The sequence below is a fragment of the Bacillus sp. 123MFChir2 genome, assembly GCF_000383235.1.
Lineage (GTDB): Bacteria > Bacillota > Bacilli > Bacillales > Bacillaceae_G > Bacillus_A.
Genome location: NZ_KB910930.1, coordinates 42,895 through 55,851 on the forward strand (window position 1 = coordinate 42,895; position 12,957 = coordinate 55,851).

13 protein-coding genes, 1 pseudogene and 1 other annotated feature are annotated in these 12,957 nt (G+C 36.9%); of the genes and pseudogenes, 9 read left to right on the top strand and 5 right to left on the bottom strand.

The features are described 5' to 3' along the window. Positions 1-10: 10 nt before the first annotated feature. Positions 11-463: a hypothetical protein gene (locus tag H280_RS0106190; protein WP_020060250.1), complete on the top strand. Its 453-nt coding sequence runs from the start codon at positions 11-13 to the stop codon at positions 461-463. 472 nt (positions 464-935) lie between these two features. Here H280_RS0106190 and H280_RS0106195 read toward each other — a convergent pair whose 3' ends face one another. Next, positions 936-1,271 (bottom strand): hypothetical protein, encoded by a 336-nt coding sequence (locus tag H280_RS0106195; RefSeq protein ID WP_020060251.1) that lies wholly within the window; start codon positions 1,269-1,271, stop codon positions 936-938. A gap of 137 nt (positions 1,272-1,408) precedes the next feature. Between H280_RS0106195 and H280_RS0106200 the strand changes: the two genes are divergently transcribed. Then, positions 1,409-1,936 (top strand): cysteine hydrolase family protein, encoded by a 528-nt coding sequence (locus tag H280_RS0106200; RefSeq protein WP_028411120.1) that lies wholly within the window; start codon positions 1,409-1,411, stop codon positions 1,934-1,936. Positions 1,937-2,121: 185 nt separating this feature from the next. On the opposite strand, the gene H280_RS0106205 is transcribed toward H280_RS0106200, so the two are convergent. From H280_RS0106205 to H280_RS0106215, 3 genes and pseudogenes are all read right to left on the bottom strand, one after another. Further along, a complete protein-coding gene (locus H280_RS0106205) occupies positions 2,122-2,310 on the bottom strand; it encodes a hypothetical protein (RefSeq protein WP_020060253.1) in 189 nt (62 codons plus the stop codon). Between the two features lie 322 nt (positions 2,311-2,632). After that, a pseudogene (locus H280_RS25635) lies at positions 2,633-3,010 on the bottom strand (DUF6584 family protein); the annotation flags it as partial. A gap of 16 nt (positions 3,011-3,026) precedes the next feature. Further along, a complete protein-coding gene (locus H280_RS0106215; protein ID WP_020060255.1) occupies positions 3,027-3,455 on the bottom strand; it encodes a DUF5412 domain-containing protein in 429 nt (142 codons plus the stop codon). A gap of 398 nt (positions 3,456-3,853) precedes the next feature. Between H280_RS0106215 and H280_RS0106220 the strand changes: the two genes are divergently transcribed. From H280_RS0106220 to H280_RS0106250, 7 genes are all read left to right on the top strand, one after another. Then, entirely contained in the window at positions 3,854-4,399 is a 546-nt protein-coding gene (locus tag H280_RS0106220) for a sigma-70 family RNA polymerase sigma factor (RefSeq protein WP_020060256.1), read from the top strand. Positions 4,400-4,402: 3 nt separating this feature from the next. Then, positions 4,403-5,572, top strand: coding sequence for an anti-sigma factor family protein (locus H280_RS0106225; RefSeq protein ID WP_020060257.1), 1,170 nt, complete (start codon positions 4,403-4,405; stop codon positions 5,570-5,572). Between the two features lie 66 nt (positions 5,573-5,638). After that, positions 5,639-6,604 carry an ABC transporter ATP-binding protein gene (locus H280_RS0106230; protein WP_020060258.1) on the top strand — a complete coding sequence of 322 codons (966 nt, stop codon included), beginning with the start codon at positions 5,639-5,641 and terminating at the stop codon, positions 6,602-6,604. Continuing rightward, positions 6,576-7,448: an ABC transporter permease gene (locus tag H280_RS0106235; protein ID WP_020060259.1), complete on the top strand. Its 873-nt coding sequence runs from the start codon at positions 6,576-6,578 to the stop codon at positions 7,446-7,448. Before H280_RS0106230 ends, H280_RS0106235 begins: the two co-directional genes overlap by 29 nt. A 365-nt stretch (positions 7,449-7,813) precedes the next feature. Next, positions 7,814-9,004 carry an MDR family MFS transporter gene (locus H280_RS0106240; protein WP_020060260.1) on the top strand — a complete coding sequence of 397 codons (1,191 nt, stop codon included), beginning with the start codon at positions 7,814-7,816 and terminating at the stop codon, positions 9,002-9,004. Positions 9,005-9,054: 50 nt separating this feature from the next. Continuing rightward, positions 9,055-9,428: a binding site (T-box leader), on the top strand. A 65-nt stretch (positions 9,429-9,493) separates the two neighbouring features. Beyond that, a complete protein-coding gene (gene leuS, locus H280_RS0106245) occupies positions 9,494-11,902 on the top strand; it encodes a leucine--tRNA ligase (RefSeq protein WP_020060261.1) in 2,409 nt (802 codons plus the stop codon). A gap of 134 nt (positions 11,903-12,036) precedes the next feature. Beyond that, positions 12,037-12,282 carry a hypothetical protein gene (locus H280_RS0106250; RefSeq protein ID WP_020060262.1) on the top strand — a complete coding sequence of 82 codons (246 nt, stop codon included), beginning with the start codon at positions 12,037-12,039 and terminating at the stop codon, positions 12,280-12,282. A 236-nt stretch (positions 12,283-12,518) separates the two neighbouring features. Here the strand turns inward: H280_RS0106250 and H280_RS0106260 are convergent, their stop codons facing one another. Beyond that, positions 12,519-12,941, bottom strand: a complete 423-nt coding sequence (locus tag H280_RS0106260) for a haloacid dehalogenase (protein ID WP_020060264.1) — start codon at positions 12,939-12,941, stop codon at positions 12,519-12,521. Between the last annotated feature and the right edge of the window lie 16 nt (positions 12,942-12,957).

Genomic DNA, 12,957 nt, shown 5'->3' on the forward strand with positions numbered 1-12,957 from the left:
GGGCTAGAAAATGAACAAGAAAAAAATAGGTATAATAATTTTAGGAGTATTATTTATACTCGTTCCTTTATATATATATATCTTTTTAATCGAACACGAAGATAAGATAGCACTAACACCGGATATGATTTTAAAGGTAACATATTTAGAAACAGATTCGGTTGCTGAGGGTATGATTACAGATGGTGGGAAAGATGCGAGAGATGTATTTCAAAAGTTAATCAGTTCAAAAAAAGTGGTAACACAAAAAGAATTTTTTAAAAAGAGATTTTTTGAACAATCTTCGCACCGTAAAATTGACTTTGTGCTAGATGACGGGAAGAAAATTACATTTAATGTAGTATCGTTTAGAGCTGAACAATACTATGACGAAGCATATGTTCAATGTGTTGGAAACAAAACGATTTATCACTTAAATAAAGAAGATGCAACAGATATAGGAATGCAATTTATGAATCGATAATTTGTTAACTTTAAAAAGCACTTATGAAATTTTCAAAAGTGCTTTTTTAAATGAACAAGGATTATCCCCCCTTATCAAGAAGGGTGGCTTGATAAGGGGGGCGCTAAAAAGAAAGAGTAGGAGAAACACAAGCATGGAAGTGAACAGTAAAATGGTTAAATACTTAATTTTCTAAAAATTTTAAAACTGAAGGGTTTTTTCGTTTTTACTCTTTCTTTATGATATGAGTGTATCATTAAAAATATAATAAATCAACAAAAAAAAGACAATATTCTTATTAATTCGACATTTTTCGATAATTTTACAAATTTTATTCCAATAGAATAATTCTCTCCGAGATGCTGTGGATTATTATAATTATTCGTTTGCATTGCAATCTTATATGTCGAAAAATTAAAATTTATTTATATAGTTGAATGTAGCAGTTAAAAATTCCGCCACGGAGAAAAGATAGTTTTTCTGTGGCGGGATTTTACATTGTATCATCATCCTCATCATATTCTGGTAAATTATCATGTGATAACCAATTCTCGTAGAAATTATTTTTTACTTTTTTTGAAAAGACAACAGCAGGAGTTTTATCTATTTCTTTGAGCAATTCTCTTGCAGTAGTTTCTCCAAAATCTCTTATATAAACTTTTTGATCTAATGGGAATTCCCAGACCTTCCAATCTGATGTGTGTTCTTTTCCAACTGAATCTCGTAACCAGTAGAAGGCAATTTCTTTGTTGTAACTGATTACAACTTCATAATCATCTGTACCGATAGCATAAGCTTTCAGTTCTTTCTCGTCTTTTCTTCTTTTCATGCGTACCTCCTCTAGTTAATAAAAAGTTAATTTAAAATTTGGAGATAAAAATGTTCCTTATCACTTTATCAAAAAAACGACAAAATTTGGTAATGAATGCTATAATAAAAAAGAAACAAATAGGGTGGGGAATAGTAATGAAACAAGCTTTAGTTGTCATTGATGTGCAGGAGATTTTCTTTCTTGAACCGCAAAACTTTTTATATGATAAAGAACGTGTAGTTGAAAATATAAACAAGTTAATTACGAAAGCTCACGAAAAAAATATCCCAGTTATTTTTATTCAACATACGGGTACAGAGGAAACGGATGAAATGTTTGAAGGAAAAGATGGATGGCAATTACATAAGGGGCTAGCGAAAATTTCCTCAGATAAAGTGATTCAAAAAACGAAATGGGATGCATTTTATCAAACAGAGCTATTAGGCTACTTACAAAAGAAAGAAATTGAACAAATTATTTTTGCAGGAGCTCAAACAGAGTTTTGTTTAGATACTACAATTCGAGCTGCTTATAGCTTAGGATATCAAAATAATCTTCTTGCTAAAAATACACATAGTACAATAACGAGTGCAGTATTAGAAGCAGAACAAATTGTGAAGCATCATGAAAATATTTGGAATAACCGATTTTTAAAAATTGTCGAATTAGATACAGTACTATAAAGTGAAACTTCCATCAGTGGAGAGGTATCTCCCACTGATGGTTAGCCCTCACCAATCGGGCTTTTACGGGCAGTTTATCCCTTCACCTATCTTCCTTGTTTCTCTCTGAATCTTGAGGTGGGGGATTACTGCCCGTTAATGCGGGATAAATAAAAGCTACAAACAATTCGTTTGCAGCTTTTTTGTTAACGAGTGATATACATAATTGCAACAACAAAAATTAGTATAGCAACAAATCCTAGATTATCACCGATATCAAAGCTTTTCTTTTTCTGTTCTTTTTCTTCTTTTAAACTACGGACCTCATCTTTTAATTCATTGATAGATTCTTTCAACTCGTTAAGTTCTTGTGTTAACTTAGACGTATTATCCATTCTATTCTCTCTTTTCTTTTTTATTTTTATTTATCCTAAACTTCCACCTGGTAAAGAAACATGAAAATCATCCCCTATATGTAACTGCCAGCCTTCAAAAAAGTTACTATCATGAAAAATATCTAAAAAGATATTTTTCATCAAATTCAATTGTTAAATCGGAAATGGGTGAAAAATGATGGACTTTTTGTACTTTCCGATTTCGTAGTAGTTTTCTTGTGACTTTACAAAATCTAGATCCATCCGAATTTGTAAGTTCATAGTCTGGTTTTCCTACTTGCACTTCACGATGGTTTCTTATACGCCACGCACATTCCACGGGTTCTTCTATCATTTTTTCTGTTCCTTTTTTTTGCAGAGAAGATGCGATATGGTCAGTACATAACTTTTTAATCGTTTCGTTATCTCCTTTAAATTTTAAGGCTCTAGCTATCTGATTAGCGTTGTTCCCCATAGATTTTTCAAATAGTGAACATGCCTCAATCATTTCAGGTGTTTTCTGCTCTTCTAAGTACCAATATCGCCCGGCCATTGCGGGGTATTGTAATTTATAATAGATATCCCCTAGTTTCTTACGAAGGTCTAATGCATTGGGATAAGCCGCAATTAAGCCGTGTAGTCGCTCTCTCGCTTTTCCTAAATCATTATTTTGAATATCGTTTTCGATCTTTTTTAACGTTTTTTTAGGTATGTTGTTGATATGATAACTCTCCTTTTCATTTTACAAATTGCTTAGGGTATTCTCTTTTATGATTTTCATCATCACGCCAATCATATGTTTCTTGTTTCGAAATATGTAAAGTTTGATTTCCCATTTTCACTGTAGTTTCATCAATCCATTCAACAAGTGGATCGGCATCAGGATAATTCCAGTATATCGTTTTAGAAGAATTCGTTTTCAGATGGACCAATTCACCTCTAACGGCGTCTAGACTTAATGATCCCCCATCTTGAAAATAAGTTTTCAATTTATAATCTCCATTTGGGGATTCGATTGTTCGAATTAATTTTCCTGTTGGAACACCTTGCAAACTAAAAAACTGCCAGTATATAAAACAAGCTCCAATAATCAACATAGAAAGTAATACAATTCCTACTTTTCTCTTTGTTTTCTTGATTTCTTTTTGTGCTTTTTTAGTATTCATTTTCTTCTCCCTTAGAAATGGTTATATGTACTTTATACCATTTTATGGATAATTTCTATATATGTCCAGGTGTTCTTGTCTAACTAAAAAAGAGGATGTTTATGTTGTTTTTTAGGTTTATACATATTGGTTTTTCGGCATATAAGTTGCTGCTATGCAGAATATAGCATGATCGCTATTTGCTTCCTCCTTTTGTTTTAAACATTGCACGTGGCAGGAAAAGGCCCTAACCGCTTCTATGCATCACCAGTCCCTCTCGCCCATTTAAAAAAATGCTTTTCTGCCCTTTTTTCATAAAGTAACTGAGTAGTTACGAAAATATTTTTTATTTTTTTGTCACAAACAGTGAATTTGTGGTTTCTTTATAGTGACAGTAGCTAATAAGGAGGAAGAAACGAGTGGAGGTGAAAGCTTCATTGTTAAATATATATGAACAAAATTCAGTTTCAAATATACAGTTTCAAGATGTGTTTAAAGAATATTATGCTCACGTTGTGAGACAAATTATGAGGATTGTGCGAGATCAAGCAATTGCTGAAGATTTAGCACAAGAAGTATTTTTGCAATTATATCATACAGAATGGAAACAGATTGAAAGTGTATCAGCATGGCTTGCAAAAGCATCTATTTATGCAGCATATAACTATTTGCGATCTGAAAAAAGGCATCAAGCAAGAATCGAAAAAGAAGCAAATTATAAACAGTCAATTAGCAGTCCATCATCGGAAGAACAATGTATTCAAAAAGAAGAAATTACTCATGTACAAAGTACATTAAAAGAAATGGATGAGCGTGAACGTACCCTCTTATTAATGAAGTTTTCGGGATTTCAATATAAAGAAATCGCGGAGGCTACTCATATGGAAGTTTCCTCGGTTGGAACAATGCTAGCACGAGCGAAAGCAAAATTTCGGAAAATGTATAGAGGGATGAAGGAGGGGTAACAAATGAAATGCCAAGATATTGGATTTATTCAGGCGTATTTAGATGGAGAATTAAACCGCGATGAAAGAAAGCAATATATTCAACATCTTGACCAATGTAAATCATGTCAACAGAAGTTAGAAGAAATGAGCAAGCTTAATCAATGGGAACAAGTGATATTGGATGATGAATTTGCAAACGTTAGTCAAGATATTAATATTGATAAAGCTTGGAAAACCTTTGAGAAAAATATCCAAAATCATAAAACGGAAGAAATAAATAGGGAAGAAAGTAAAAAGAAGGGAAGATGGGAGAATATGAAGAAATCATCTAAACGTTGGATTACCGCAGCAGCAGCGGCGGCAGTTGTGTGTGTGTCTTTAACAGTTCCAGAAGTACGAGCAGGAGCAAGTAGCTTGTTATCAATTTTTCGAGTAAAGGATGTACAGTTTGTGCAACTTACTGAGTCGGACTTACATGAAATTGAAGGATGGATCTCTAAAACGGAAGAAGGAGAGAAATCCATTAAAGGAATTGGTAAAATAGGGATCAAAGATAGTGGAAGTAAAAAAGATGCTCACTTTCAGTCGGATCAGCAAGCAAGAGAAGCTGGATATGCTGTTCCAAAAGTGCCAAATGGATATCGTGTAACGAATGTGGATGTGAATCCGTCATTTATTATGCAATTTGAGCTCGATACAGAAAAAGCTAATAAATTGTTGAAACAACTACAAAGCAATACGCAGTTTGAGAGTGCTTTGAATGGCAAACAGTTTTCGGTAACGGTTCCGGAATCAGTACGCACACAAATAGACATTGAGGGCAATCGAGCATCAAACGGTTTTTCTTATAATGTAATTGATGCACCAAAAATTTCTGTTCCAGAAGGTGTAGATGTTGCGAAATTACAAAAAACAGTTTTAGAGCTTCCAATTATTCCTGGGAATGTGAAAACACAACTTGCAGGTATTCAAGATTGGACACATACATTGCCAATTCCTTATGTAGCAAAAGATGCAAAAGTATCGGAGACAAGTGTTCAAGGAGTAAAGGCTGTTTTATATAATACAGAATATGAAAATGTACTGATTTGGGAGAAAGACGGGAAAATGCACATGATTGAGCAATATAAAGAGAAAGGAAAAGATATGAATGCAAGTAGTCTTATGAAACTTGCAAATGAATTAAAATAATGATTGAACAAGAGCGGCTCCGCGAAAAAGGGGCGGCTCTGTTCCTGTATAGGGCGGAGGTAAAACATGAACGAAGACTGGATTATACAAACAAAGAACTTAACGAAACAATATAACGGAAAAGGAGGGATCCGTAATATTTCATTAGAGGTGCCACGTGGTACTGTATTCGGATTTATCGGTCCTAACGGTGCCGGGAAAAGTACGTTTGTACGAACGATGCTTGGGTTAATTCACCCTGATTCTGGAACAGCACAAATGCTAGGACAGCCGATTGGGACGATTGAATCCAAACGGCGCATTGGTTATTTACCTGAGCTGTTTCGCTATCCAGATTGGCTGACTGGTTGGCAGTTACTTGAAACGCATGCGAAATTATGCGATCTTCCTTTTCGGGAGCGGAAAGCAAAAATGAATGAGGTTATTGAAAAGGTAGGTCTAAAGGGAAGGGAGAAAGAAAAAATACGCGGTTATTCAAAAGGGATGCAGCAGCGTATCGGACTGGCTTGTGCCCTGCTTTCTGATCCAGAATTGATTTTCTTAGATGAACCAACATCCGCGCTTGATCCAATCGGACGAAAAGAAGTGCGGCATCTAATGGAAGAGCTTCGGGACCAAGGGAAGACCGTATTTTTAAATAGTCATCTATTAAATGAAATTGAACATGTATGTGATCACGTCGCGATTATTAATAAGGGAGAGTTAATTGTCCAAGGAGATTGGCGCTCATTGATGATGATTCAAACGGAAGTTGAAGTAACGCTTGGTGAAAAGAGCGAATTATTCTTTACACAACTGCCTCCATTTATTAAAAATGTAAGGAAAATAGAAGAACAGGGAAATCGTAAACGGTGGATTATCACGCTGCAGCAAGAAGATGACATTCCGAGATTGTTAGAAGCATTTGTATCACTACACATTCCTGTGTATCAGTTAAATCCTGTTCACCCGCATTTGGAAGATGTGTTTATGTATTGGGTAAATAAGAAAGAGGGGATGCAGCATGTGGACAATCGCCAAGTTATCATTTAAAGAAATTCTGTTAAAACGTATTTTTACCATTACATTATGTATGACATTTGCCTTTTTAATATTTTATGGAGTGGCCATTCATTATGCCGTTAGTGAAATCCTTCCAGGAGAATCTAGCGGTCTTTCGGCAGCACAAGATTTTATGGGCAAAGCTTTTATTTCTACACAGTTACTTGGAGTGGGGTTATACTTTTCTTCATTTATTACTGCGTTGCTAGCTATTTTAAGCAGTGTTGGCAGCATTGCAAATGAAATTGAAAGTCATCAAATTGATACGTGGCTAACGAGACCGATTTCACGCTTTTCCTTTTTAATGGGGAAATGGATAGGCTTATGCTTGTTACTGATTGCGTACGCAGCTTTCCTGTTTATAAGTATCGTACTTATCCATCAAACAATGGGTGGAAGTACGTTTCATTTAGATTTCACGGCGACGCAGATTATAAAAGCATTGGCTCTTTTCTTGCTACAGCCTGTTATTTTAATTAGCATCGCGATCTTACTAAGTACGCGTATGGCAACACTAAATGCTGGCATTGTGTTAATTATTTTATACGGAACGGGATTTATTGGCGGATTTGTTGAACAAATCGGGACATTGGCACAAAAAACAGCACTTGTAAATATGGGCATAATCGCAAGCCTTTTATTCCCAATTGATACAATGTATCGTAAAATGACAATCTATTTATTTGATTCATCAGACAATCCTTTATCAATTGCTTCACAAGGAGTGTTCGGAAGTGTGTCAACACCGAGTAACATGATGATTGTTTATGCTGTTTTCTATGTGTTAGCAGCTATTTTTATAGCGATTCGTACATTTAAATCACGTGATTTATAAGGAATGAAACTTTAGTGTATTCTCCTAATCCTGTAAAGTATGGACTAAAACCTACCTCTTTATGTAGAGGTAGGTTTTATATATATTCGTTTTAATTATGACCTGCACTTGCTTGCTCCTTTTGTTTTAAAACATCGCATGTGGCAGAAAAAGGCCCTGACCGCTTCTACGCATGGACAGACGCTCTCGCCCACTGAAAAAGAAAAGGGTTTTTATGTTAGTTTCTCAATTTGCATCTGTATATTTATATGGTTTACATCTCATTATCTGAATTTCACCAAGTATTAATCAGTTGCCTTCTTATTTAAAAACGACTACAATTTTATTGTTATATAGGAACGAAAAAATAGAATAGGAGGGGAAATATGCCAAGGAAAGTATGGCTATTAGTAGCCGGGATGATTATTAATGTCACGGGTGCTTCTTTTTTATGGCCTTTTAATACAATTTATTTACATGATCATTTAGGAAAGTCATTATCTGTGGCCGGAATGGTATTAATGATTAACTCGTTAACAGGAGTAGTTGGTAATTTACTCGGCGGTACGTTATTTGATAAATGGGGCGGATATAAGTCCATTTTAGTTGGAATTGTGATTACTTTATTATCAATTTTAGGTCTTGTATTTTTCCATGGCTGGCCACTTTATATTGTTTGGCTTGCGTTAATTGGATTTGGTTCTGGAATGGTCTTCCCGGCGATGTATGCGATGGTCGGAACGGTTTGGCCAGAAGGCGGCCGGAGAGCATTTAATGCGATGTATGTTGGACAAAACGTTGGGATCGCTGTTGGGACGGCGTGCGGTGGTTTAGTTGCTTCTTATCGCTTCGATTATATTTTCTTAGCGAACTTTATTTTATACTTTATCTTCTTCTTAATTGCTTTTATTGGATTCCGTGGTATGGAAGATAAGAAAGAGAAACGTGAAGCAGTCAAAGAAAAAACGAAAAACGGCTTTTCACTTACACCAGGATTCAAGGCGCTTCTTATTGTATGTGTAGCATATGCTTTATGCTGGGTGGCGTATGTACAATGGCAAGGAGCGATTGCAACGCACATGCAGGAACTGAATATTAGTCTTCGCCACTATAGCTTATTATGGACGATAAACGGAGCGATGATTGTTTGTGCCCAGCCGCTAATAAGCATGATTATTAGCGCGATGAAACGTTCTTTAAAACAACAAATTATGATTGGAATTGGTATTTTCGCAGTGTCGTTTATCGTGTTAAGTCAAGCGCAGCAATTTACAATGTTCCTTGTCGCGATGGTGACATTAACAATTGGCGAATTATTTGTTTGGCCAGCTGTGCCAACGATTGCGAATATCCTTGCACCAAACGATAAGCTCGGTTTCTATCAAGGCGTTGTAAATAGTGCAGCGACTGTTGGAAAGATGTTTGGGCCGGTTGTTGGCGGAGCAATTGTTGATTTGTATAATATGGAAGTATTGTTTATAGCAATCATGGTCATGCTTGTAGTAGCTATTATCGCAACGAGTATGTATGATAAGAAAGTACGTGTTGAAGAAGCAGAAGAAAAAATTGCAGTTTAGTTTGACGGAACATGTAACTTGTTTTAGAATATACTTTAAATAACTCATATGTAATAACAGTGAGAAGGAGTAGTAGTAATAGAAACTGGTTTAGAGAGTTGACGGTCGGTGCAAGTCAATCCACGTTTCGTTATGAACTCGCCTTTGAGTTGCAGTTGTGAAACAAAAGTAGCAATTGCCGTCCATCCACGTTACGGATCTAAGCGAATGTATATTAATGCTTGTTCAAAAAGGAGGATAAAGAGAGCAGAGCAGTTCGAGGCGCGGAAGCCAGGAGGACACGGAGTGTAGAGCGACTACATGAGTACCGGACTGGCAACGTAACGAAGAAATGCGATAGCTATCTTTACCGGACATTTTGAACATCCTTTATGACATTAATTTAGGGTGGTACCGCGGGAATCTATAACCTCTCGTCCCTTTCTGGGATGAGAGGTTTTTTGTATTTTTGGCGGTGAAAATATATAGAATTTGAATGGAGGGTATTTCATGAGCTTCAATCATCAAGAAATTGAAAAGAAGTGGCAAGCGTATTGGGAAGAAAACAAAACATTCCGTACGCCAGATGAAACAGACAAACCAAAATTTTACGCACTAGATATGTTCCCATATCCATCAGGTGCAGGGCTGCACGTAGGGCATCCAGAAGGGTATACAGCAACGGATATTTTATCTCGTATGAAACGTATGCAAGGCTACAACGTTCTTCATCCAATGGGATGGGATGCATTCGGTCTTCCTGCTGAGCAATATGCACTTGATACTGGGAATAGCCCAGCAGAATTTACAGAACAAAACATTAACACGTTCCGAAACCAAATTAAAGCATTAGGCTTCTCTTATGACTGGGACCGTGAAGTAAATACAACAGATCCAAGCTACTACAAATGGACACAATGGATCTTCTTACAGCTATTTGAAAAAGGATTAGCTTACGTAGATGAAATCCCTGTAAACTGGTGCCCAGCACTTGGTACTGTACTTGCGAACGAAGAAGTAATCGATGGCGTGAGTGAGCGCGGCGGACATCCTGTTGAGCGTCGTCCAATGAGACAATGGATGCTGAAAATTACAGCTTATGCAGATCGTCTGTTAGAAGATTTAGATGAGCTTGATTGGCCAGAGAGCTTAAAAGATATGCAGCGTAACTGGATTGGTCGCTCTGAAGGTGCTGAAGTTCACTTCAAAATTGACGGTACAGATGAGAAATTTACTGTATTTACAACGCGCCCAGATACACTATTCGGTGCAACGTACTGTGTACTGGCTCCAGAACATGCACTTGTTGCCGAAATTACAACAGAGAAGCAAAAAGAAGCAGTAGAAGCTTATATTGATTCTGTAAAAGCGAAGAGTGATTTAGAGCGTACAGAGCTTGCGAAAGAAAAAACAGGCGTATTCACAGGTGCTTATGCGATTAACCCAGTAAACGGTGAAAAATTACCAATCTGGATCGCTGACTATGTACTTGCAAGCTACGGAACAGGTGCAGTAATGGCAGTTCCAGCTCACGATGAGCGTGATTATGAGTTTGCGAAAACATTTGATCTTCCTATGAAAGAAGTGGTAGAAGGCGGAGACATTACGAAAGAAGCACATACAGGTGATGGTGCACACATTAACTCTGCATTCCTAGATGGATTAAATAAAGAAGCAGCAATTGTGAAAATGATTGAATGGCTTGAAGTAACAAGTGCGGGAAATCAAAAAGTAACATATCGTCTTCGTGACTGGTTATTCAGCCGTCAACGTTACTGGGGTGAGCCAATTCCAGTTATCCATTGGGAAGATGGCACAATGACAGCTGTGAAAGATGAAGAATTACCATTAGTTCTTCCGAAAACAGAGAACATTCGTCCATCTGGTACAGGTGAATCTCCACTTGCGAACATTGATGAGTGGGTAAATGTTGTCGATCCTGAGACTGGTAAAAAAGGTCGTCGTGAAACAAACACAATGCCGCAATGGGCAGGTAGCTGCTGGTACTACTTACGCTACATCGATCCAAACAACAGCGAAGCACTTGTCGACCCTGAAAAAGTAAAACAATGGCTTCCAGTTGATATTTATATCGGTGGTGCAGAGCACGCGGTACTTCATTTACTATATGCACGCTTCTGGCATAAAGTATTATATGATATCGGTGTTGTTCCAACGAAAGAGCCGTTCCAACAACTATTTAACCAAGGGATGATTTTAGGAGAAAACAACGAGAAAATGAGTAAATCAAAAGGTAACGTTGTAAATCCTGATGATATCGTAGCGAGCCATGGTGCAGATACACTTCGTCTATACGAAATGTTTATGGGACCATTAGATGCTTCGATTGCTTGGTCTGAAAATGGCCTTGACGGAGCTCGTCGTTTCTTAGATCGTGTATGGCGTCTATTTGTTCAAGACAATGGTGAACTAAGCGAAAAAATTACAGATGCACCAAACAAAAATCTTGAAAAAGTATATCACCAAACAGTGAAAAAAGTAACAGAAGACTATGAAGAGCTTCGCTTTAACACTGCAATTTCTCAAATGATGGTATTCATTAACGATGCATATAAAGCAGAAACTCTTCCGAAAGAATATGTAGAAGGTTTCGTAAAAATGTTAGCTCCAGTTGCACCGCACGTTGCGGAAGAACTGTGGAGCAAGTTTGGATATAACGAAACAGTTTCATATGTAAGCTGGCCAACATTTGATGAGTCTAAACTTGTAGAAGATGAAGTGGAAATCGTTGTTCAAATCATGGGTAAAGTACGTGCAAAGTTAACAATGAAAAAAGACGCATCAAAAGAAGAAATGGAACAACTTGCAGTTGAAGCAATTAAAGAACAAATTGAAGGGAAAACAGTTCGTAAAGTAATTGTTGTTCCTGGAAAACTTGTAAATATCGTAGCAAACTAATGAAAAAGGGCACCTATTTTAGGTGCTCTTTTCATGTTTTAAGCGGGATGAAAGAGTTGAATTTTAGCATAGACAAACACCTATTTTTCTTTTTGCAATATGATAACATCGACACGTTAAATTAGGAGGAAGAGGTGAACGGAATGAATTATTATGAACAACGACAAATGCCTAGTCCATACGGTATGGGGGGATTTCCACAGGCGCAAGTAGGACATTATCCGCATGGAGGCTATCCTTATGGTTATCATCATGTGGGATATCATCCATATCATCATCATCATTATCCTTATCATCACCATGGCTATCAACACGTTATTTATCATCCGCATCATCATCACCATGGCCATCATTATGGCATGCCGTATCAAGGACAATAAAATGCAAAATTTATCAACTATGTAAAGTCTCCTTCTATGTAAGGAGATTTTTTATTTGGGAATGATAAAGAAGAAGGAGGTGTTACATATGGGAAAATGTAGAAGTAACAATACTGGTCAAAGACAGCCTAATTTCGAGACAAATGCTTCGAAAGGAAAGCAACCCCAAATGGGAGATTCGAAAAAGAAATAGAGAAAAGGAGCCATTTAACAGGTGGCTCCTTTTCAAATGGAAATCATATATTATTTTTTGCTTCTTGACGCTGACGTTCAATTTCGGCGCGAAGTTGTGGCTCTGGCGCTTCCCATCCTTCTGGTTTTAAAATTTTGCCGTCACCTTCGCGGAAGCGTGGTTTGCCGTCTGGGAATAATTTGGCCATGTTTGCATTGTTTACAATCTCAAACCCTTTATCAGGACGGACACCCATTTCTGCAAATGTTCCAAATGCAAAGTAAATTAAGTCAATTAATGCATCATACTGATCTTCTACTGTGTTTGCTTCTAGGAACTCTTCTAGTTCTTCTTGCATGAAGCTTGCGCGAATTTTTGCGCGCTCTTCTGTTAATTTTGTTGGTGTATCTGCAACAGGGTGACCGAACACTTCATGCATTTTTGCAACAAGTTCGTACCCTTTATCTAAACCTTTTTCGTTTGTCATGTTGTTTCATCCTCTC

Excerpts from the sequence above, each read along its gene's own strand:
- H280_RS0106230 (WP_020060258.1), top strand. The coding sequence starts at position 5,639 with ATGAACGAAGACTGGATTATACAAACAAAGAACTTAACGAAACAATAT.
- H280_RS0106200 (WP_028411120.1), top strand. The coding sequence starts at position 1,409 with ATGAAACAAGCTTTAGTTGTCATTGATGTGCAGGAGATTTTCTTTCTT.
- leuS (WP_020060261.1), top strand. The coding sequence starts at position 9,494 with ATGAGCTTCAATCATCAAGAAATTGAAAAGAAGTGGCAAGCGTATTGG.
- H280_RS0106205 (WP_020060253.1), bottom strand. The coding sequence starts at position 2,310 with ATGGATAATACGTCTAAGTTAACACAAGAACTTAACGAGTTGAAAGAA.
- H280_RS0106190 (WP_020060250.1), top strand. The coding sequence starts at position 11 with ATGAACAAGAAAAAAATAGGTATAATAATTTTAGGAGTATTATTTATA.
- H280_RS0106260 (WP_020060264.1), bottom strand. The coding sequence starts at position 12,941 with ATGACAAACGAAAAAGGTTTAGATAAAGGGTACGAACTTGTTGCAAAA.
- H280_RS0106240 (WP_020060260.1), top strand. The coding sequence starts at position 7,814 with ATGCCAAGGAAAGTATGGCTATTAGTAGCCGGGATGATTATTAATGTC.
- H280_RS0106235 (WP_020060259.1), top strand. The coding sequence starts at position 6,576 with ATGTGGACAATCGCCAAGTTATCATTTAAAGAAATTCTGTTAAAACGT.
- H280_RS0106195 (WP_020060251.1), bottom strand. The coding sequence starts at position 1,271 with ATGAAAAGAAGAAAAGACGAGAAAGAACTGAAAGCTTATGCTATCGGT.
- H280_RS0106225 (WP_020060257.1), top strand. The coding sequence starts at position 4,403 with ATGAAATGCCAAGATATTGGATTTATTCAGGCGTATTTAGATGGAGAA.
- H280_RS0106215 (WP_020060255.1), bottom strand. The coding sequence starts at position 3,455 with ATGAATACTAAAAAAGCACAAAAAGAAATCAAGAAAACAAAGAGAAAA.